Below are 21,683 nucleotides of genomic sequence, written 5' to 3'. Positions count from 1 at the left end.
TCATCGTTTAAATGATAGGGGCGTCGCCAAGTGGTAAGGCAGCGGGTTTTGATCTCGCCATCCGTTGGTTCGAATCCAGCCGCCCCTGCCAATTTAGTTCAAAAAGACAGAACATTGGTATCATGAGTTGAGTCAAACAATCTTGACAAACCCATATAAAACCATTAAAGTTCTGCCGCATTAGGGGCGTCGCCAAGTGGTAAGGCAGCGGGTTTTGATCTCGCCATCCGTTGGTTCGAATCCAGCCGCCCCTGCCATCTCATTCTATACATTTCAACCGCCAAGGGTGCTTCATGCCCAATCTTGTCGTTTTTAGTGGAACTGCGCATCCACAATTCGCCCAAAAAGTCGTTAGCCACTTGCATATCCCTCTAGGTGCTGCATCTGTAGGTCAATTCTCTGATGGTGAAATCGCTGTCGAAATCACTGAGAATGTCCGTGGTAAAGACGTATTCATCGTTCAGCCTACTTGTGCTCCAACTAATGATAACCTTATGGAAATCTTAGTAATGGCAGATGCATTGCGTCGTGCAAGTGCTGGTCGTATCACTGCTGTGATTCCTTATTTCGGTTATGCTCGCCAAGACCGTCGTCCTCGTTCTTCACGTGTTCCAATTACTGCAAAAGTAGTAGCAGATATGCTAACAACTGTAGGTATTGACCGTGTTGTGATGATCGATCTTCATGCTGACCAAATTCAAGGTTTCTTCGACATCCCTGTAGACAACATTTACGGTACGCCAGCGCTTTTAGCTGACTTACGTCAACAGTCTCATGACAACCTTATGGTTGTTTCGCCAGACGTTGGTGGTGTTGTTCGTGCTCGTGCTGTTGCGAAACAAATGGGCGATATCGATTTAGCTATCATCGACAAACGTCGTCAAAAAGCAAATGAATCACAAGTGATGCATTTGATTGGTGATGTTAAAGATCGCGACTGTGTGATCGTTGATGACATGGTTGATACAGCTGGTACTTTATGTAAAGCCGCTGATGCATTGAAGACTTTTGGTGCGCGTCGTGTCGTAGCATATGCTACTCACCCTGTTTTATCTGGTAAAGCGATCGAGAATTTGAAAAACTCTGTTATCGACGAACTTGTTGTGACAGATACAATTCCGCTTTCAGAAGAAGCTTTAGCTCTTGGTAAGATTCGCCAAGTTTCAGTTGCGAGTATGGTTGCTGAAACAATTCGTCGTATTAACAACGAAGAATCTATTAGCGCAATGTTTGATTCTTATCTATAATAGAGCGCTAAAATTTTAAAGCCCTGCCTTTTGGTAGGGCTTTCTATCACTAGATCGGTCGCAGATCTAGTTCACTTAACTTAAATAGGATGTCTCTCATGGCAAACTTCGTATTAAATGCAGTAGCACGTGAAGAAGCAGTACAAGGGAAAGGTGCGAGCCGCCGCCTTCGTCTTCAATCTAAAGTTCCTGCTATCATCTATGGTGGTGATGCTGCACCTGTAGCAATTACACTTGAGCTTCGTCAGCTTGTTAAATACTTAGAAGACAACGCTTTCTTTGAAGAAGTAATTGAAATTGATGTTGATGGTAAAGTTGAAAGCGTTAAAATCCAAGCTTTACAACGTCACCCAGCTAAAAACACTCCAATGCACGCTGACTTCAAACGCGCATAAGTGTTGATGGTGTAAATTAGTGTCTCATATTTCACTGATTGTTGGTTTGGGCAACCCTGGTAAAGAGTATGCTCAAACCCGCCATAATGCAGGCTTCTGGTATGTAGAACGTCTTGCAGAACAATATGGCATAACACTTAAAAATGACCCTAAGTTTAATGGATTAAGTGGTCGCGGTAATGTAGAAGGACAAGATGTTCGACTTTTATTACCTTCAACCTTTATGAACCGTTCTGGTCAAAGTGTTGTACCCTTCGCAAAATTCTACCAAATCTCTCCAGAAGCAATGCTTATTGCTCACGATGAACTTGATATGGATCCAGGTATCATTCGCCTCAAAACGGGTGGTGGTCATGGTGGTCATAACGGTTTACGTGACATTGTTCCTCATACTGGCCCTAACTTCCATCGTTTACGTATCGGAATTGGACACCCTGGATCAAAAGACCGTGTATCAGGTCATGTTCTAGGTAAAGCACCCTCAAGTGAACAAACGCTCATTGACGATGCAATTCATCACGCACTAAGTCGTACAAAATTATTAGTGAATGGTGAAATTCAGCAGGCAATGAATCAAATAAATGCCTACAAGCCGTAGTTGATAAATTTAATTTTTGTTCAACAATTTTTCTTGCCACGATGAAAATTTGAGGGCAAAATGCGCTTTCAAATGCTTCACCCAAATTAAAAAACTGTTGTTTCTAGATAATAAAACAATCTTAGAACAACTCAGGAGACGCTTCCCATGCTATCTCGTTTATTAAAAGCTAAAATCCACCGTGCAGTTGTAACACAAGCTGAACTTCATTATGAAGGTTCATGTGCAATTGATGGTGTATTACTAGATTTAGCTGGTATTCGTGAATATGAAGAAATTCATATTTGGAATGTAACTAATGGCAAGCGTTTTACAACTTACGCAATCCGTGGTGAGGAAAACTCAGGCATTATTTCTGTAAATGGTGGTGCTGCACATCAAGCAGATTTAGGTGACATTATTATTATCGCGACTTTCGGTGATTTTACTGTTGCAGAAGCTGATGCACATAAACCACGTTTGGTTTATGCAAATCCAGATAACACTGTGAATCACACAGCAAACTGTATTCCAGTCCAAGTTGCTTAATGATTGACTAAAAAACTCGCTTACTTGAGCGAGTTTTTTTATAACAAATTATCATAGAATTACTCTTCATCCACCAACTGCAAGCTCTGGCTAATCCCATCTGCTCTTAACCAAGCTAATTCATAACTGGCATTCGCCAAAGCTAGAACCCGACGTTCAAACTCAGTCCAGATCGGTTTAACATGTGGAGCTGAAATACCTAAACCACTCTGCTCTGCTAAATGCTTATTTTTTTCGCAAATTTTAAGCGCATGATATAATTTTCGGCCTTTTGAAGCATTCTCCAATACTCGGATTCTTTTTGATTCAATGAATTTTTCCACCTCAGAAAGTTGAGCATGAGGAAGCATTGGAACCAAAATTTGATCCAGTTGTTGATCTAAACGCTTCCAAATACTCAGTCGTTGTTCTTCATTATAAGTATTCCATTGAATCACTTCATGATTAAAACGTCGACAACCACGACATACCGCATCACCAAACACTGTTGAACAACGTCCCGCACATGGTGTTAATGAAGGGATTCGACGCGCTGTATTCAAAATATTTTCCTCATATAAAACCATAAATTTTCTATGGCTTTCTCGCATATTTTCAAAAATCGCGTTAGAATACGCGCCTGATTTTATCCCTATATTAATACATTTGGAGTACTCCATGAACGCTACTGTAGAACAGCTTGCACCTGTAGAACAGCAAGCGACCACTGGTTGGGTTGTTGCGGCACTTTATCAATTTAAAGAGGTTGAAGATTCTCTAGCACTTCAACAAAAATTACTTGAGTTGGTAAAAACCATCAACCTATGCGGTACTCTTATTGTTGCCCATGAAGGGATTAACGGAACAGTTGCAGGTGACCGTCATGCAATTGATGTCATTCATCAATTCCTTTTAAATGAAGGATTTAATGATATGGAATATAAAGAGTCACACAGTGACGAAAAACCATTCCGTAAAATGAAAATCAAACATAAAAAAGAAATCGTGACTTTAGGTGTTCCAGTGAAGCCACGCGACTTAGTTGGTCACTATCTAGACCCTAAAGAATGGAACGAACTCATTGCACGTGATGACGTGATCTTAGTCGATACAAGAAATGATTACGAATACAAAGCAGGCACATTCAAAGGGGCAATTGATCCAAAAACTGAAACGTTCCGCGAATTCCCTGAATATGTAAAAAACAATCTTGAACAGCATAAAGATAAAAAGATTGCCATGTTTTGTACAGGCGGGATTCGTTGTGAAAAATCAACTTCACTACTTCTTCAAGAAGGCTTTAAAGAGGTATATCACCTCAAAGGTGGTATTCTTAAATATTTAGAAGAAACCCCTCCTGAAGAAAGTTTATGGGAAGGTGAATGCTTTGTTTTTGATGGTCGTACTGCGGTTACACACGGAGTGGAAGAAGGTCAAAATGTGAAGTGCCATGCTTGTGGTTGGCCATTAACCCCTGAAGAAGTAGCATTACCAAGTTACGAACATGGCGTATCATGTGTTTATTGTATCGATAAAACAACAGAAAAGCAGAAAGAAGGTTTCCGTATGCGCCAGTCTCAGATTATTGCTGCAAAACGTAAACGCCTCTAAATAAAAAATATTTTATTTAATTTACAAAAGCGTTGTCTACATTACAGTGTAGATGACGCTTTTTACATTGAACAAACAAAATTTCAATTCTGATATATCACCATTACAAAGTTATTTTATAACAACACAAAACACATGAAGTCATTCAGATAAATTTAATATGAAGGAAATCAATTTAGCTCAAGGATGAAAGTCATGAATCGAGTGCCATTCAAATATCTTCCTGTTCAACGGAATTTTGCTCACCATAATCATTTAGATCGTGTATCGGCTGTACCGACACATTTAAAATTTACATATATCGACTCACATAATTCTGATGTTAAATTGCATATCCATAACCAATCCCATTATTTTATCGTAACATTGGGTGCTTGTATCGGTGCAATTATTGCTTTAGCAATCGGTTTTCAGATGAGAGATTCAATGACTCTTGTCTTCATCATCAGCGTAACGCCCCTTCTCGTCAGCTATATCCTACGAGAAGTCTATGTTCATACACTTATACAAATTCAACACCCTGAATTAATGCATTAACTTAATTTCACTGTATTTTTTCTTAAAAACCTCTAGCATAGGTTTAACTTTAAAATACAAATCACTTATGAAAGATTGGATCATTTCAGTGATGGAGCAATTGGGCTATTTCGGCATTGCTCTATTGATGTTTCTCGATAATGTTTTTCCACCTATACCCTCAGAGATTATTATGCCTTCAGCTGGCTATACCGCTTCTCAGGGTCAATTACTTTTGATCGGTGTCATTATTTCAGGAAGTATAGGTTCGCTCTTAGCTGCCGCTACGCTGTATTGGTTAGGACGTAAGATCTCTGATCAAAAGCTCTATGCATTCGTTGATAAATATGGAAAGTATTTATTTATTAAAGTAGCTGATGTTGATAAATCATTAGAATGGTTTGAAAGATATGGACATCGAATCGTTTTTTTTGGACGTATGGTTCCAGCAGTACGATCTCTGATTAGTATACCTGCAGGCATGAGCAAAATGCCTTTTGTAAAGTTTATGTTTTATAGTGGTTTAGGCACGGTTATATGGACCACCTTTTTAGCATATGTGGGTTATTATTTTGGAAATAATACTGAAATGATGCACAAAATATTTAGCCAAGTAAGCTATCTCATTCTCGCTATTGTCATCGGTATAATCATTTGGATTGTGTACCGCAGACAAAAAAGAAAGAACTCAAAATAAAAAAAGCACCTTACGGTGCTTTTTAATTAGTTCGGCGTATGATACATCAAATACAATTCATTCAAGTTATCTGGAATTTCTTCTGCAAGCTCATCCATTAATTGACCGTTACGGCGGAAAGACTCCATTTGAGGATCTTCTTCGTCAACTCCACTAAACACCATAATTGGCAGAGTGAGATCAACCAATTGCTCTTCAAACTCAGGTGTGAACCATGCATCTTCATTTAAGAACATTGCATCGACAAAGCCTACACTCCAATCCCCAAGGCTTGACTCTACATCTGCTTCTTCAATTTCAAAAGGAAATTCAATACCTTCTTCATTGGCAAGTTTTTGACGTAAATCTTCTAACCAAAGTTTAATTTGAGCTACGATCTCTGCAGGCACTTTCTTTTGATTATTGTCAAATAACTCATCCAACCAACGATCAAATTGAGGACCTACAGCTGTCGCACACAAAAAACCATGAGTTGCAGCAAAATCTAGACCATGCTCATTTTGGTCGCCATCTAAGTAGTCACTTAACAAGTCTAAATCTAATGCACTCATTATATTTCCAAAGGTTGTATCTTAATTTCGTAGAATAACATTTTAGATCAGGATACCCAATCTAATTTAGTCTTCATCATCGTCGAAATCATCATCGTCAAAATCATATTCAAGATCTTTCAATTCACGATCTAAACGACGCTGTGCAAGTAAGTCATCAATCAAGCGACGCTTTTCTAATGATTCTTTGGCGCTAATTTTGCTCGTAGTTTCATCAAAACTAACATCATCATCACCGTAGTTATCATCTAGTTCAAAATCTGTAGAAGACACTAAAACTACCTCATGTGTGAAAAAATGAATGGGGCTAGGCGCTATTTATCTTTGTTCAGAATACTTGTCAAGTTTTATTTTATTTTTCGCTGATATTTATAAAAATTTTAGTTTTTTTTGGACAAAAAAATATGTCATTATTTAATCAAGGATCAGAGCCTTATTGCTGGTTTAAAATAAAAAGCATGATGTGCTTGAAATGAACAATTTTGACCCAATATTAACTTAAACAACTTAATTCATTGGTTTTCAAAACCAATTATACTGAGTTAATACGATACTAAAGATAAGTTAATTGTGCTAGAATGCACGGTTTTTCCCCGCCACAGATTCAACGAGAAGAGAGCAAAGATGAGCGATATGCATTCCCCTACTTCACAAGTAGCGGCTCTGATTAGCCGAGGCAAAGAACAAGGTTACTTAACCTACGCTGAGGTTAACGATCATCTCCCAGACTCGATCACTGAAAGCGAACAGATTGAAGATATCATTCAGATGCTTCAAGACGTCGGTATTCCTGTACACGAACGTGCGCCAGAATCTGACGATGCAATGTTTGATGGTAGTAGCGCAGAAACGACTGACGAAGTTGCTGAAGAAGAAGCAGCTGCAGTTTTAGCATCTGTAGAAAATGAGCCTGGTCGTACAACTGACCCTGTTCGTATGTATATGCGAGAAATGGGAACAGTTGAACTGTTGACTCGTGAAGGCGAAATTCAGATTGCAAAACGTATCGAAGAAGGTATTCGTGACGTTTTAAACTCAATTGCTTATTGGCCAAATGCGGTTGAAGTTGTATTACAAGAATATAAAGATTACGAAACTGGCGAGCGTCGTTTAGCCGATATCCTTTCAGGCTATTTAGATCCAGAGTCTGATGAAGAAATTCCAGAAGTTTTAGAAGAAGTTGATGCTGATCTTGAAGAAGAAACAGAGACTAAACCAACTAAAGATGTAAAACTTGATGACGATGATGAAGAAGAGTCTGAAAGTGATGATGATTCTGAGGGTGATTCAGGTCCAGACCCTGAAATCGCAAAAGTGCGTTTTGCAGAGTTAGAAGCTGCATGGAATGCGACTAAAGATGCGATCGCAAAACATGGTCGTAACAGTAAAGAAGGTAAAGCAGCTCTTGAGTCGCTTGCAACCGTCTTTATGATGTTTAAGTTCACACCACGTTTGTTTGACATCATTTCTGAAATGATTCGTGGCACGCATGAACAAATTCGTACAGCAGAACGTGAAGTAATGCGCTACGCAGTTCGTCGTGGTCGTATGGATCGTACTCAATTCCGTACAACGTTCCCTGGTCAAGAATCAAACCCAGCTTGGTTAGATGAGCAAATTGCTAAAGCCACTGCTGACCAAAAACCATACTTAGAGAAAGTACGCCCTGACGTTCTTGCTTTCCAACAAAAAATCGCTGATATCGAAAAAGATCTAGACCTTACTGTACGTGAAATTAAAGATATTTCTAAACGTATGGCGATTGGTGAAGCAAAAGCACGTCGTGCTAAAAAAGAAATGGTTGAGGCGAACTTACGTTTGGTCATCTCCATTGCGAAAAAATATACCAACCGTGGTTTACAGTTCCTCGATCTGATTCAGGAAGGTAACATCGGCTTGATGAAAGCCGTAGATAAGTTTGAATACCGTCGTGGTTATAAGTTCTCGACTTATGCAACTTGGTGGATTCGTCAGGCGATTACACGTTCAATTGCTGACCAAGCACGTACGATTCGTATCCCTGTACATATGATTGAAACCATTAACAAGATCAACCGCGTATCTCGTCAATTGCTTCAAGAAATGGGACGTGAACCTACGCCTGAAGAGTTAGGTGAACGCCTTGAAATGGATGAAGTCAAAGTTCGTAAAGTGCTTAAGATCGCTAAAGAACCAATTTCGATGGAGACACCGATCGGTGATGATGAAGACTCACATCTTGGTGATTTCATTGAAGATGGTAACATTACTTCACCAGTTGATGCTGCCACTTCAGAAGGCTTGAAAGAAGCAACACGTGAGGTACTTGAAAACCTGACTGAACGTGAAGCTAAAGTCTTGAAGATGCGTTTTGGTATTGATATGCCGACGGACCACACGTTGGAAGAAGTTGGTAAACAGTTTGATGTAACTCGCGAACGTATTCGTCAGATTGAAGCAAAAGCGTTACGTAAATTACGTCATCCATCGCGTTCTGAACATTTACGCTCGTTCCTTGAGAATGACTAATCTATCCATAGGATAATACAGGCTTGAATATGGGGGACACTCCCCCATAATATAAAGCATGTAGCAAATAATTCTAAATACCTGCGCCTAGCAGGTATTTTTACTAATGAGGTGTCCTATGACTGACATGATCGATCGCACTCCATCACGCGAACTACAAGAACATCTTTGGGTGTTTCCGATGGATTATCCAATTAAATTGATTGGTCTTGCAGGTGAGGATTTACGCAAAGCCGTGAATGACATTTTTGTTAAACATTTCCCTGATTTTGATGGGAATGCAATGACAGTGACACCATCGCGTACAGGCAAGTATCATTCAATTACTGCGCAACTTCGTTTTGAAGAGCTTGAGCAAGTACATCAAGTATATGCAGACTTGGCTGCTTGCCCTTTAATTAAAACTGCACTTTAATAAAAAAACACGCTTCATGCGTGTTTTTTTTATGTTTGTTAATTATTCATCAAGTATGTGCCTAGGTCACACTTAATTCAACAATATTGTCTATAATAAAACTCATTTTTGAATGTGAGCCTTAACCTCCGTGGATGTCAAAACCAAACCTCAATTGATTATTCGTCACTATACCCAAACCACTTCTTATGAAGATCGCTTCCAAGAAATGAAGCTGATGACAGAACAGCGTGACGAACAAACAGCAGATGAATTTTGGATTTTGCAGCACAATTCTGTGCTTACCCAAGGACAAGCAGGCAAACCAGAACATATATTAGTGCCTAGCCATATCCCAGTTGTTCAAACTGATCGTGGTGGACAAGTCACTTGGCATGGTCCAGGACAATTAGTTGCATATTTTATGTTTGATTTAAATCGATTAGGCTGGAATGTCCGTACTTTAGTCAGCTATGCAGAAAATGTCATGATCGATTTATTAAAAAAATACGGTATCGAAGCTTATGCTAAACCAGATGCACCTGGTGTTTATGTTGATGGTAGAAAAATTGGATCTCTGGGCTTTAAAATCCGAAAAGGTCGCAGTTATCATGGACTCTCACTTAATATAGATTGTGACCTGGAAGGCTTCCAAACTATTAATCCATGTGGTTATGCAGGTCTTGAAATGGTCAGAATCTCTGATTTGATAAATCCCTACCCAAGTTTTGATATGTTAGTTCAAGACCTCATTGCCTATCTAAAAAAAAGTGACCTGTTCAGTCAAATTATCGTGAATGATCATTAAAACTCCTTTACTTTGTCATTAGATAATTTTAGAGTATTTACTCTAAATTATAAAACTATGTGATAAGGGACAAGTGAGTGATTTCTATTAACTCTGTAAAGCCCGCGCTAGAACAAGCTTATGTCAAACTCATGCTTGACGTGATTGGCAGAGGCTTAGCGATGGCAAGTCAAGTCGATGAAGAAATAAAACAGGAAATTGCTAAATTTCCTGTCGGCTTCACGATTTCAATGGACGTTTTCAACAGTGATGCAGCATTTATTGCACAAGTGAATCCACAACATCAACTTGTCTTAATCGACCATGCATCAAAAAAACCTGATTTAACGATTACCTTTAAACATATGCATCATGCTTTTTTGGTATTTTCTTTCCAAGAAAGTACTGCACAAGCATTTGCAAATGACCGTATGATTGCTGATGGCGATTTAGGTCATGCAATACGTTTAGTGCGTTGTCTGAATAAAATGGAAGCCCTTATTCTTCCAAAATTAGTCGCTGAACTTGCAGTCAAAGAATATCCAGTCAATCTGTCATTAAAAGAAAAATTGACAGGTGCAGCAAATATTTATCTCAAAGTTGCTCAGTCATATATTAAAGGGAGTGCTTAAGCATGGCTAAACCATATTACGAATTTTTCTGTCCAGTTAAAGTGATTGCTGGTAATGCTGCGCTTGAACACATTCCATTTGAGCTAGATTCAATGGGTTCAAAAAAACCACTCATCATCACAGACAAAGGCGTACGTGCCAATGGTCTACTTGAACCAGTGGAAGCTGCTTTTGCAGCGACAGAAGTAAGAATTGGCTCAATTTTTGATGAAGTTCCGCCGGACTCAAGTTTAGAAACAGTAAAAGCAGTGACTGAGATGTATCGTAACAATCAATGCGATGCCATCATTGCAATTGGTGGTGGTTCAGTCATCGATACAGCAAAAGCTGCCAATATTCTCGTCACGGAAGGAGGCGATGATCTGCTGAAATATTCAGGAGCTCACAACCTACCTCGCCCATTAAAGCCTTTTTTTGTTATCCCAACAACATCAGGTACAGGCTCTGAAGTCACGATGGTTGCTGTGGTTTCAGATACAGCGAATAATCAAAAAATGGCATTTGCTTCAAAATATTTAATGCCTAGTGCTGCAATTTTAGATCCACGTATGACTTTAACATTACCTCCACACCTGACAGCAATGACAGGAATGGATGCAATGACACATGCTGTTGAGGCCTATACGTGTTTGGCAGCGAATCCTATCAGTGATGCTTACGCTACTGCTGCAATTAAAAAAATTAGTGAAAACTTGTTTAAAGTTTTGGAAAATCCAAAAGATGCTGATGCCCGTTTAGAACTTGCTCAAGCATCAACCATGGCTGGAATTGCATTCTCAAATGCAATGGTCGGTATTGTTCACTCCCTTGGACACGCTCTAGGTGCAGTTGCTCACTTACCACATGGTTTGTGCATGAACTTATTCCTCCCTTATGTGCTCGATTACAACAAGGATGTGAATGGGGATAAGATTGCTGATCTGTTACTACCGCTTGCAGGTACTGATATCTATGCACAGACACCAGCAAATCAACGTGCAGATAAAGCTATTGCGATTATCAACACAATGCGTGATCGCATTTATGATTTAACTAAACTGCCACGTACATTACGTGAGACAGGCAAAGTTACGCAATCTCAATTAGATGAAGTTGCCGAAAAAGCGTTAAATGACGGATCTATCATTTTCAACCCTAAAGAAGCGACATTAAAAGATTTGAAATCTATCTTAGAAAAAGCTTGGTAAATTTCTCAAAATAAGTAAAGATACGCTTAAAACTAGCCTGATGTTTTTTTAGACATCAGGCTTTTCATTTGTTAGTTGTTTTAACTCATGAGTTCAATACCTTTGGCATAAATCCTGCTAAAAAAACTCGCACAAACTACTGACAAACTGCATCAATTTGGTTTAGATTGGCGCACTTTTGAAAAAACATTAGGGGGGATCGTTCGTCTCAAACGATCCTTAATTGATTTGACTGATCCTTGATCAACGATTAAGAGGATAAAGCCGTTGACTAATATAACTGGGACTCAATCGGCAGCTAAACTGCAAAAAACGCTAGGACTCTGGCACATCATTATTATCGGTTTAGCTTATATTCAGCCAATGACGTTGTTTGATACTTTCGGTTTGGTATCAGAAGAAAGTAATTTCCACGTTCCTACATCATATATTTTTGCACTTGTTGCAATCCTACTAACTTCATTGAGTTATGGTCATATGATCCGTAGATATCCATCTTCAGGTTCAGCGTATACCTATGCTCAAAAATCTATCCACCCTAACGTTGGTTTTATGGTTGGCTGGTCATCATGGTTAGATTACCTGCTCTCCCCCATGGTCAACATCATCCTTGCGGTGATTTATCTTGAGGCTTTATTCCCTGATGTCAATCATTGGGTCTGGGTCATTGTGTTAACAGCATTTATGACAGGTATTAACCTTCGTGGTGCGCGATTTGTTGCAAATTTCAACAGCTTAATTGTATTCGTACAATTAATTGTGATCGCTGTATTTACATTGATGGTCTATACCAAGCTCCAAATGGGATATAACGCGGATGGTCCAATCTCTGCTGAACAACGCTACCAACTTTGGAGTTTAGAACCATTTTGGAATGAGTTAACTTCAGTGGGTGCCTTGATCACAGGTGCAACATTACTCTGCTTCTCATTTACAGGATTTGACTCACTCAGTTCTCTCGCTGAAGAAACTAAAGATACTGAGAAAACGCTACCAAAAGCAATTTTCTTAACTGCTTTAATTGCAGGGATTATCTTTATCGTCAGCACTTACTTCATGCAGATCTATTTCCCTAATAATCCGGGATCATACTTCCAAAATATTGCAGAAACTCAACCTGAAATTTTGTTGTTGGTTGGTGGGTCTTTGTTCCAGTCTTATGTGCTTGCATTTGCCATCATTACTGTTATGGCATCAGGTATTTCTGCACATGCAGGTGTATCACGCCTTATGTATGTTATGGGACGCGATGGTGTCATCAATAAGAAAATTTTTGGTCACATCAGCCCTAAAAACTTCACTCCATCATATAACATCATGATTGTAGGTGCAGTCGCATTAACCGCTGGTTTTATGGATTTAGACTTTGTCATTTCATTAATTAGCTTCGGTGCGTTAACAGCATTTAGCTTTGTGAACTTATCTGTTATCTCACGCTATGCGTTACGCGATGGTCGTACTAAAACAGCGAAAGAAATTATTAATTTCGTTATCGTACCATTACTCGGCTTTATTGCAGTATTTGCATTGTGGTTAGAGGTCGATCAAGCATCGCTTAAATATGGTTTGATTTGGGCGATTGGTGGTATTTTGTATTTAGGTTATAAAACCAAAGGCTTTAAATACCCTGCTCCACAACATGATGAGTTTAATGATCGTTAAAAATTGATTTTTTAGAAAGGCGCTTAGGCGCCTTTTTTTATCATGGAAATTGACCAAAATGATCAAACATCAATCAAAATTTCTTATTTAAAAATAAACTCTACATCATAATATGCAGCTTTATTTCAAAATAATGAGACAAATAACACATTTAAACGCAAATACATGAAATTAAATAAAAAATGATTGGCAAAAAATTACATATTTGTCAGGATACTCATTGACCAAAAATTACACGATGTGTATAAAGAGCAAAATATTTGAGTAAAAGCTCTAATAATATTCATTACACAGGGAATGTAATAATGCGTTTGAATACACTTACTGGGGCGATTTTGGTCGCAATGTTTCCAACCGCGGGCGCTTATGCTGCAGCTATGGATCGTTCAGGCCAATCGATGAATGGCTTTTTACAGCCAGGAAACTATGTAGATTTTAGTTACTCAATTTTGGATGCTGATCTTTCAGGAACCATGAGAACTGAACCTTCGGGCCCTGCATCTGCAGGATTAAGAGACCCGAATGGTTGGAATATGCCTACAGCAGATGATATTAACGCAGGTGGGGAAATTGCGGGCTCAAATTTAAGTGATATTGCAGACACGTTCGGATTTGCAAATATTAATTTAAAATTTCAAGTGACTGACAATATTTCATTAGGTTTAATTTATGACCAACCTTTCGGAGCAAAAGCCTCTTATTCAAATTCTGATAAAAAACATTCCAGAGTCAACAGCTCAGGACGATTGCCATTAGGTGACCTTGAATCTGCGACAAAATATGGTGCATTTCACAGTGAGTATGGCAGTACAGAGGCTGAAGTTTCGACAAATAGTTTATCTCTAGTCGTAGGCTTCCAACCTAATGAACACCTTAATTTTTATGCAGGCCCAGTTTATCAAACAGTAAAAGGTGATCTTAGTTTACAAGGAACTGCTTACAGTCTGTTGGGAGGTTATTTATGTAATTCACAGACTAGTGGTGTAGCACTGTGTAGTACTTTTAAGGAAAAAGGTACAGGTTCAAGAGATCTTCTTGGTCGTGATACAAGAAAAGATTATCAAGGCTATAAAGCAAGTATGCCTGAAGAAGGTGCTTTTGGTTGGCTAGCGGGTGCTGCATTTCAAATTCCTGAAATTGCATTAAGAGCTTCATTAACCTACAGATCAAAAATTTCTTATTCAGTTCAAGCTGAAGAAAGTATGCCTGAAGTGATTACAGATACATTACCTATTGTACATCCTGGGTGGCATATTGTAGATAAAATTGGGGCACTTGGTACCGACTACCAATATACAGAAGGTAAAACCTCAGCATCAACTCCACAATCAGTTAACCTAGATTTCCAATCAGGTATCATGGCTGATACATTAGCTTATATCAATTTACGTTGGGTAGATTGGTCTGAGTTCAAAATCCGTCCATACAAATTTGGAGTTTTAACTTCTTCGATTACTGAGGGACAAGGTAAAGGACCTCGTGGTTTCGACTTAATCGCTTATGAAAAAGATCAAATATCTGCAACATTCGGTATCGCAAGAAAATTAAATGAAAAACTCGCATTGACCATTATCGGAGGATGGGACTCTGGTGCAGGTGAATATGTTTCTACCTTAGGTCCATCTGAAGGTTTTTGGAGTGCAGGATTAGGTGGTCAGTACAGCTTTAATAAAAATACATTCATTCAAGCGGGTGCACGATATTTTTGGTTAGGTGATGCAAAAGCTCAATCTGCTAGTTGGTTCGGAACCGATCGCTATGATGCAGATTTTAAAGACAATACAGCTATTGGATATAGCTTTAAAATTGGTTACCGTTTCTAGAGTTTAAAAAGCACGGATTTTTCATCCGTGCTTTTTTTTTAAATTAATCGACAACTAAAACCTAATTTAGTATCAATTTGATTATCTTTGAATCCCAAATACTCAATAAACCTGTTTCGATCATCCACAATTTTCTGTTCATCTATAGACATACGATGGCGATTTTTTTGCGCTAAAGAATATGTTTCATCTACAGAAGCTTGATATATATGACATAATTCAAGCTGTTTCTTACTTTTTAACACCAAATTTTTTCCTGTCCGCTCGAAATCATTTCGTTTTAACGCCGTACTCCAATTTTCCAAATTTTTGAACATATTTACTTTCATCTGAGCTAATGCTTGATCGATTTCCTGTTGAGTCAATGGATTAATATTATTTAAATCCGCTTGTTCTTTATTTTCATTTTGTGACATTACTTTAGAGGTCGTCATTCCTGCACAGATGATTACTATAATTCCATAGCTGTATTTTTTAATGTTTTTAATCATACATCCCCGTATCTAATTTATTTCGATAAATTTATGCTCGTATTAGACAACTGATATTTTAAAAAAGCCATTTTAATAATGTAATAGATTGAAATATTAAAGGATTAAGGCATTTTTTTTGCATTATCAATTCACTGATTTAATTATATATTTTTGGTATTGAATTTATGAAAAAAATGTTTCCATTAGGCTGTGCTGGACTAGGCATACAAGCCTCATCATTTGAGCATCCAGTATCTCTTGAAGAACCATCAATAATGGAAAAATTCGACCTACTTGCAGAATCGAGCGTGTGGGATTTTATCGATCACATTCCGACTCATCGTGAAATGATTGATGATTACATTAAAGGGAGTCAAAAATACAATATCCCAGTTTATTCAGGTTACGGATGCTATATTTGGGGAGAACATGAAAAAATATTCAAAGAAAATATCGAGCTTACATGTGCCGTAGGCGCCAAATACCACAACATTATGCTTGCAGCAAAAGACAGTAAATTCAACTATCTTAATGATCAACAAGTTGCTGATGCCTATTTATATTTTTATGAGTATGCCCTAAATAAGGGTATAACCATTACCTTTGAAAATCACGTAGATAATTGGTCTGAAGATTATCGCCGGGTAGAAAGAGTTGCAGCTTTAGTCAATCATCAAGGTATTCCATTTAAAATGGCGATGGACTATAGCCACTGTATTTTCAAAATCGAAAATCCAATCGAATCTTATATCTCATTTCAACATGACCAAGAAGCGATTAGAAAACTTGATCCTTTCAACTGCGATAGTTTTGCAGATGATTGGTTAAATCAAAATTTGGTGCATTGGGGGCAAATACGTCCTGCGGTTCCAAACGGGCCATTAAATACATGGTCCCAAGAATACAGCCCATGGGAAGGTCACGGTCTTAATCGCCCTGGAAGAGGCATTCAATACCCATTTAGGCAGCCACCAAAAAATGCGTGTCCCCATGATGAATGGCATGCATATAAATTAAGCTGCACCAAAGAGGTCATTCGCAAGATGATTGATCATTATTTAAATCATGAGGATACAAATATTGAAATCATGACCGTGGATAATATTAATTTATGGTCTTATGGTTTGGGTTGGAAATATAATATGTTAGCAGATAGCTGCGAAGTAGCACGCTATATCAGACAAATATATGCGGAAAGAGCATCAATTCATCATGCTAAAAAAGGACTAAGTTCTGAGGACTTTATCAATCAATATCGCTCATAAATCATTAGAATAATTAAAAAAAGCATTATATTGATAATGCTTTTTTTGTATCGCGATATTTAAGCTACCGCATTCTCTTCCGCTTTTTTATACGAACGATTATACATTTCTTCTAAATGCTCCCCTACTGTACATGGTGCATATAAAGGTAATTCACCTTCTTTCAATGTTCCTGGAACTGGCTCAATCACAGCGTGATAGTCTGGTTCATAAAAAAATGGAATTGAGTAACGATAAGCACCATTTGAAAAACTATTTTTTACTCGATGTGGATTGGAGTGATATAGACCATTGGTCCATTTTGGAATCATATCACCTAGATTAACTACAAATGTTCCTTCAATTGGTGGTGCTGCAACCCACTCTCCGTCAGGCATGCACACTTCTAATCCGCCTATTTGATCTTGTGCCAAAATGGTGACTGACCCCCAATCTGTATGCGCGCCAACGCCATATGTTTCATCATCATCTCTAGGTGTAGGTGGATAACGCAACATACGTAATGTTCCCATAGGATCTTTACTAGAAGCATCAAAATAGTTCGATGGCAGATTTAACGTTAATGCCAAAAGTTGCATCAGAAAATTTGCCAGTTTATACATTTCATCGATGTACTCCTGACAAATCAATTCACATTGAGGTAATTCTTCAGGCCACTGATTTGGACCATAGTTTTGATATTTAGCGATTGCAAAAGGATGATCTTGAGGATAATTACGACCACAATAAAACCCTTCTTTATAATCTGGCTTGCCGTAAGGGTCTAATTGCTGACCATTTAGTTTATCAAATCCACGGAATCCAAAAAAATTACGTACATCATATTTTTGCTTAACATCTTCTGGAAGCGCCAATAATTCTTTTGCTAATGCAAACTGTCGCGTCATCATTTCTAAAGGAACTGTATGATTCTTCACATAGAAAAAACCTGAATGCATCGCAGCTTTTCTCAGTTCAGCAACTGCACGTTTAGTCGCCTCACTTTCTGGTTTGTTTATATTTACGCCTGCTAAATCAATTACTGGTATTCCCATTTTTATCCCCTTGTATCAAGTATACATCTTTTACATTTTCATTATCTTGCTGAAACTTTCGACAATTTAGGATTGACTAAAATTTGTCTTAAAAGCTAAGTCTCAAACTTAAGTTTTTTCTGGTACAACGTCTGCTACTATTTGATTCTGCTTTTGCTTAGCTCGATTAAAAATCAGATTTAGAATAATTCCCGCAAATGTCGCCGTTGTAATGCCGCCGAGATCAAGTCCACTAACCATAATCGAATAGTTCCCTGCGCCCATAATCACAGTCACTGATGCCACAATAATGTTGCCGTTTTGAGTAAAATCGACTTTATTTTCGATCCAGATTTTCGCACCAGCGATTACAATTAAGCCGAAAACAATCATTGAAGTCCCTGTCAAAATTGCGACAGGTAATGTGCTAATGAGTGCTCCAAATTTTGGTGATAATCCCAGAATAATGGCGACAATACCCGCAATTACAAAAACCACTGTAGAGTAAATACGCGTTGCCGCCATGACCCCAATATTCTCTGCATATGTAGTTAATCCTGTTCCTCCTACAGCACCAGACATAGAGGTACATACTCCATCTGCCAAAAATGCTCTCCCCATATAGGGTGTAATATTTTTGCCAGTCATTTCACTTACAACTTTGAAATGCGCAAGATTTTCAGCAATAAGAATAAATGCGATAGGTAAAATCAGCAGAATTGCATTCATTTGAAATTCAGGTTGATATAAAGTTGGTAAACCAAACCATGCCGCATTTGAAACCGAGCTAAAATCGATTGGTTTACCCATTCCCATCATGTTAGCTAAAACAAAATATACAAGATACGAAACTATCAAACCCACCAATAGCAATAATCGTCTCAACATTCCTCTTGTAAATACTGCGACACCGCCAATACACATTGCGGTCAACAAAGCCATCCATGTATCAAACTCATTACCTGATACAGCTTTAATCGCCCCAGGTGCTAAATTTAATCCAACTATCATAATGATTGCACCAGCAACAACTGGTGGTAAAAGATTCTCCATCCATTGAGAACCCGTTTTCATTACAAGCAAACCCATCAAGGCATAGAAAATGCCACATACCACTATTGCACCTAAGGCAATCCCAATATTTGGATTTAACCCTGAACCGGTATAGCCTGTTACAGCAATCACAGCACCAATAAAAGCAAAACTCCCCCCAAGATAGCTTGGCACTCTCCCACCTGTGATAAGGAAAAATAATATCGTGCCAATACCAGATAACAGGATCGTTAGACTAGGATCAAACCCCATGAGCAGCGGTGCCAACACTGTTGCACCAAACATGGCAAATGTATGTTGAAGTCCAAGTACAATACTTTGTCCTGCAGGCAAGTACTCGTTCATGGCAACGGGAGTTTTTTCAATATCCCCTTGAAAAGGAGTAAATTTGGAAAACCAATTCTCTTTCATCACATACCACCCCATTGGTAATGTGAGCCAATGTCGAACATCTTTAGACATTGACTGTACAATGATAAATTCATTTCGTTTAAGTACAAATCACAGTTCGTCTATCAAATTTATCGGAACCATATATTCACTTTAACTAAGCAACAAATATACCAATTGGTCGAATTTCTAATATCTCGTTTGGATGACAGCTAGTTTAAGATCAACAAAAATCAAACTTAACACATTGTTTTATATAAATATTAATTTCATTAACAAATGAAAAAATTTGACCGTTTTGTATATTTTTTAGACTTTTACTCAAAAAAATTGGATTCCCGAAATATACAATCAAATCGTATTTAAAATCATTATTTTAATTTTATTCTTAATGAATATTTCATCATATTAGCCAAGTTTTACTAAACTTTTATGCATTAAAAAAGGTCACCTTTCGATGACCTTACTGACTTAAGTTAAATCTTTAAATCCTTGTTGTCGCCATGCTTCATAAACAATCACTGCCGTAGCATTAGATAAATTTAAGCTTCTAGAATTTGGCGCCATGGGCAAACGAATCCAATGTTGCTTTGGGAACATCATACGAACATGTTCAGGTAGTCCGCGCGTTTCAGGCCCCATGAGTAAAGCAACGGGTCTATTCAGATTCGAGGTATGTGGTGTTTCGGTACCTTTGGTCGTTAAAGGATAAATCGAATCTTGATCGACACCTTGACTCGCTAGATTTTCCAGACAAGCTTCGATATTATCCCAAATCTGCATGCGAGCCCATTCATGGTAATCTAATCCAGCACGCTTTAACTTCTTATCATCCAGCTCAAAACCTAGCGGTTTGACCAAATGTAATTGTGCTCCTGTATTAGCACATAAACGGATAATGTTTCCTGTATTTGCAGGAATTTCTGGTTCGTATAAAACAACATGAATCACAATAATTTCTCAACTTTATAGCAGACTTTTACAGTTCGTCTTGCCATTTCAACTGTTCTCTTAATTTCACCACCTCACCAATAATGGTCAAAGTTGGCGCCTGAATTTGATTTTCTAACACTTTCGAAGCGATATCTGCCAAAGCCCCCACAACAACTTTTTGTTCTGGTGTCGTACCTTTAGAAATTAAAGCAACAGGCATGTCTGCTCGTTGACCATGTTGAATAAGCTTTTCACAGATTTTTTCTAATCCAACAAGCCCCATGTACAGTACCAATGTTTGGTGTTCATACACGAGTTCATTCCACGGAAGTTCAGGAGAACCTTCCTTCAAATGTCCAGTCAAGAAGCGAACACTTTGTGCGTAATCACGATGAGTTAAAGGGATACCCGCATAGGCTGAACATCCTGATGCTGCGGTAATTCCGGGAACGACCTGAAATGAAATTCCTGCCTCATAGAGTTCTTGAATTTCCTCACCACCTCGCCCAAAAATAAAAGGATCTCCTCCTTTTAAACGGCAGACACGTTTGCCTTCATTCGCATATTTCACCAGTAAAGCATTAATACCTTCTTGTGGAACAGCATGATTTGACCTTGCTTTACCCACATAGATTTTTTCAGCATCCCGGCGGCATAACTCCATAATAGCACCAGAAACTAAACGGTCATAAATCACAACATCTGCTTGTTGCATCAACCTTAAAGCTTTGAGTGTGAGAAGCTCGGGATCACCTGGACCAGCCCCAACTAAATAAACTTCACCTTTGGGCTTGTTCCATTCTATTAAAGACTGATGAATAATTTTTTCTGCTTCAGCCAGATTATTATTAAATACACGCTCTTTGAAAGGTCCAGCATACAGCTCTTCCCAAAAGATACGGCGTTCATCAGGATTTTCAATTTTTTGTTTTACACGTTGTCGCCATTCACCAGAGATTTTAGCTAATGTTCCGACTCCATGCGGGATTACAGTCTCAAGTTGAGTTCTAATCTGTCTGGACAATACTGGGGATGTCCCATTACTCGCAATTGAAATAACAAGTGGAGAGCGATCAACAATTGCAGGGACCATAAATCGGCAATGTGGTGGATCATCAACACTATTCACCAATACATTTAAGTTTTCACATTCTTCAAAAACTTGTTGATTCACTAAAGGCTGATCTGTGGCAGCAATCACTAAACGGTAATCGTTTAATTTTAAATCGTGATCTTCAAAATGAGCTTGAATGTATTGACCAGAGCTTTTCTCGACAATCTCTAAAAGTTGCGCCTCAATCTCAGGTGAAATAACCGAAATTTTTGCTCCTGATTTTTGCAGTAACAGTGCTTTGCGATATGCAATATGCCCTCCACCGACAATCAAACAAGGTTGCTGCTGCAATTTTAATGAAATTGGAAAAATATCCACTGAATCGAT

General features: G+C 38.3%; 23 protein-coding genes and 2 tRNA genes. 17 read left to right on the top strand and 8 right to left on the bottom strand.

All coding sequences use genetic code 11. The annotated features are described in order from the left end of the window. Positions 1-16 precede the first annotated feature (16 nt). The 6 genes from AC1M83_RS10705 to panD all read left to right on the top strand — a co-directional run bounded on the left by AC1M83_RS10705 (position 17) and on the right by panD (position 2,768). Positions 17-91, top strand: a tRNA-Gln gene (locus tag AC1M83_RS10705). A 91-nt stretch (positions 92-182) separates the two neighbouring features. Further along, positions 183-257: transfer RNA gene (locus tag AC1M83_RS10700), tRNA-Gln, on the top strand. Positions 258-293: 36 nt separating this feature from the next. Next, positions 294-1,247, top strand: coding sequence for a ribose-phosphate pyrophosphokinase (locus tag AC1M83_RS10695; protein WP_035269283.1), 954 nt, complete (start codon positions 294-296; stop codon positions 1,245-1,247). A gap of 98 nt (positions 1,248-1,345) precedes the next feature. Then, on the top strand, positions 1,346-1,642 hold the full coding sequence (gene rplY, locus AC1M83_RS10690) for a 50S ribosomal protein L25 (RefSeq protein WP_035269282.1): 297 nt from the start codon (positions 1,346-1,348) through the stop codon (positions 1,640-1,642). Positions 1,643-1,661: 19 nt separating this feature from the next. Beyond that, positions 1,662-2,240, top strand: coding sequence for an aminoacyl-tRNA hydrolase (pth, locus tag AC1M83_RS10685; protein WP_035269278.1), 579 nt, complete (start codon positions 1,662-1,664; stop codon positions 2,238-2,240). 147 nt (positions 2,241-2,387) lie between these two features. Then, positions 2,388-2,768, top strand: a complete 381-nt coding sequence (gene panD, locus AC1M83_RS10680) for an aspartate 1-decarboxylase (RefSeq protein ID WP_035269276.1) — start codon at positions 2,388-2,390, stop codon at positions 2,766-2,768. Positions 2,769-2,827: 59 nt separating this feature from the next. Here the strand turns inward: panD and AC1M83_RS10675 are convergent, their stop codons facing one another. After that, positions 2,828-3,334: a DUF1289 domain-containing protein gene (locus AC1M83_RS10675; protein WP_171076814.1), complete on the bottom strand. Its 507-nt coding sequence runs from the start codon at positions 3,332-3,334 to the stop codon at positions 2,828-2,830. A gap of 91 nt (positions 3,335-3,425) precedes the next feature. Here AC1M83_RS10675 and trhO point away from each other — a divergent pair, with 91 nt between their 5' ends. From trhO to AC1M83_RS10660, 3 genes are all read left to right on the top strand, one after another. Beyond that, a complete protein-coding gene (gene trhO, locus AC1M83_RS10670; protein ID WP_035270894.1) occupies positions 3,426-4,358 on the top strand; it encodes an oxygen-dependent tRNA uridine(34) hydroxylase TrhO in 933 nt (310 codons plus the stop codon). Positions 4,359-4,553: 195 nt separating this feature from the next. Further along, positions 4,554-4,895, top strand: a complete 342-nt coding sequence (locus AC1M83_RS10665) for a hypothetical protein (RefSeq protein WP_481588907.1) — start codon at positions 4,554-4,556, stop codon at positions 4,893-4,895. A 67-nt stretch (positions 4,896-4,962) separates the two neighbouring features. Then, positions 4,963-5,571 (top strand): DedA family protein, encoded by a 609-nt coding sequence (locus tag AC1M83_RS10660; RefSeq protein ID WP_481590639.1) that lies wholly within the window; start codon positions 4,963-4,965, stop codon positions 5,569-5,571. Positions 5,572-5,597: 26 nt separating this feature from the next. On the opposite strand, the gene AC1M83_RS10655 is transcribed toward AC1M83_RS10660, so the two are convergent. Both AC1M83_RS10655 and AC1M83_RS10650 read right to left on the bottom strand, forming a co-directional pair. Next, positions 5,598-6,122 (bottom strand): YecA/YgfB family protein, encoded by a 525-nt coding sequence (locus tag AC1M83_RS10655; protein ID WP_179997742.1) that lies wholly within the window; start codon positions 6,120-6,122, stop codon positions 5,598-5,600. A gap of 66 nt (positions 6,123-6,188) precedes the next feature. Beyond that, positions 6,189-6,395: a PA3496 family putative envelope integrity protein gene (locus AC1M83_RS10650; protein WP_092766845.1), complete on the bottom strand. Its 207-nt coding sequence runs from the start codon at positions 6,393-6,395 to the stop codon at positions 6,189-6,191. 297 nt (positions 6,396-6,692) lie between these two features. On the opposite strand from AC1M83_RS10650, the gene rpoD reads away from it, so the two are divergent. From rpoD to AC1M83_RS10615, 7 genes are all read left to right on the top strand, one after another. Then, positions 6,693-8,630, top strand: a complete 1,938-nt coding sequence (gene rpoD, locus AC1M83_RS10645; protein WP_228133303.1) for an RNA polymerase sigma factor RpoD — start codon at positions 6,693-6,695, stop codon at positions 8,628-8,630. 127 nt (positions 8,631-8,757) lie between these two features. Next, the gene (locus tag AC1M83_RS10640; protein ID WP_035270687.1) at positions 8,758-9,045 is read left to right on the top strand and encodes a YbeD family protein; all 288 of its coding nucleotides are present in this window, start codon (positions 8,758-8,760) and stop codon (positions 9,043-9,045) included. Between the two features lie 130 nt (positions 9,046-9,175). After that, positions 9,176-9,832 (top strand): lipoyl(octanoyl) transferase LipB, encoded by a 657-nt coding sequence (lipB, locus tag AC1M83_RS10635; RefSeq protein ID WP_035267889.1) that lies wholly within the window; start codon positions 9,176-9,178, stop codon positions 9,830-9,832. Positions 9,833-9,909: 77 nt separating this feature from the next. Continuing rightward, positions 9,910-10,443: a hypothetical protein gene (locus AC1M83_RS10630; RefSeq protein WP_035267888.1), complete on the top strand. Its 534-nt coding sequence runs from the start codon at positions 9,910-9,912 to the stop codon at positions 10,441-10,443. A gap of 2 nt (positions 10,444-10,445) precedes the next feature. Then, positions 10,446-11,630 (top strand): iron-containing alcohol dehydrogenase, encoded by a 1,185-nt coding sequence (locus tag AC1M83_RS10625; protein WP_481590638.1) that lies wholly within the window; start codon positions 10,446-10,448, stop codon positions 11,628-11,630. A gap of 267 nt (positions 11,631-11,897) precedes the next feature. Further along, positions 11,898-13,292, top strand: coding sequence for an APC family permease (locus tag AC1M83_RS10620; protein WP_481590637.1), 1,395 nt, complete (start codon positions 11,898-11,900; stop codon positions 13,290-13,292). Between the two features lie 305 nt (positions 13,293-13,597). Next, positions 13,598-15,115, top strand: coding sequence for an outer membrane protein transport protein (locus AC1M83_RS10615; protein WP_092766849.1), 1,518 nt, complete (start codon positions 13,598-13,600; stop codon positions 15,113-15,115). A 38-nt stretch (positions 15,116-15,153) separates the two neighbouring features. Here AC1M83_RS10615 and AC1M83_RS10610 read toward each other — a convergent pair whose 3' ends face one another. Then, on the bottom strand, positions 15,154-15,606 hold the full coding sequence (locus tag AC1M83_RS10610) for a hypothetical protein (RefSeq protein WP_481590636.1): 453 nt from the start codon (positions 15,604-15,606) through the stop codon (positions 15,154-15,156). Positions 15,607-15,773: 167 nt separating this feature from the next. On the opposite strand from AC1M83_RS10610, the gene AC1M83_RS10605 reads away from it, so the two are divergent. Further along, positions 15,774-16,853 (top strand): hypothetical protein, encoded by a 1,080-nt coding sequence (locus tag AC1M83_RS10605; RefSeq protein WP_481590635.1) that lies wholly within the window; start codon positions 15,774-15,776, stop codon positions 16,851-16,853. Positions 16,854-16,912: 59 nt separating this feature from the next. Here the strand turns inward: AC1M83_RS10605 and AC1M83_RS10600 are convergent, their stop codons facing one another. The 4 genes from AC1M83_RS10600 to cysG all read right to left on the bottom strand — a co-directional run bounded on the left by AC1M83_RS10600 (position 16,913) and on the right by cysG (position 21,674). Continuing rightward, the gene (locus AC1M83_RS10600) at positions 16,913-17,887 is read right to left on the bottom strand and encodes an isopenicillin N synthase family dioxygenase (protein WP_481590634.1); all 975 of its coding nucleotides are present in this window, start codon (positions 17,885-17,887) and stop codon (positions 16,913-16,915) included. Between the two features lie 108 nt (positions 17,888-17,995). Continuing rightward, positions 17,996-19,330, bottom strand: a complete 1,335-nt coding sequence (locus tag AC1M83_RS10595; RefSeq protein ID WP_481590641.1) for a solute carrier family 23 protein — start codon at positions 19,328-19,330, stop codon at positions 17,996-17,998. 450 nt (positions 19,331-19,780) lie between these two features. Then, positions 19,781-20,260 carry a tRNA (cytidine(34)-2'-O)-methyltransferase gene (locus tag AC1M83_RS10590; protein WP_035267879.1) on the bottom strand — a complete coding sequence of 160 codons (480 nt, stop codon included), beginning with the start codon at positions 20,258-20,260 and terminating at the stop codon, positions 19,781-19,783. Positions 20,261-20,288: 28 nt separating this feature from the next. Continuing rightward, positions 20,289-21,674 carry a siroheme synthase CysG gene (cysG, locus tag AC1M83_RS10585; protein ID WP_481590633.1) on the bottom strand — a complete coding sequence of 462 codons (1,386 nt, stop codon included), beginning with the start codon at positions 21,672-21,674 and terminating at the stop codon, positions 20,289-20,291. Positions 21,675-21,683 lie beyond the last annotated feature (9 nt).

The organism is Acinetobacter sp. 25-47-130 (assembly GCF_056779705.1).
This window is presented reverse-complemented; position numbering and strand designations above follow the sequence as displayed.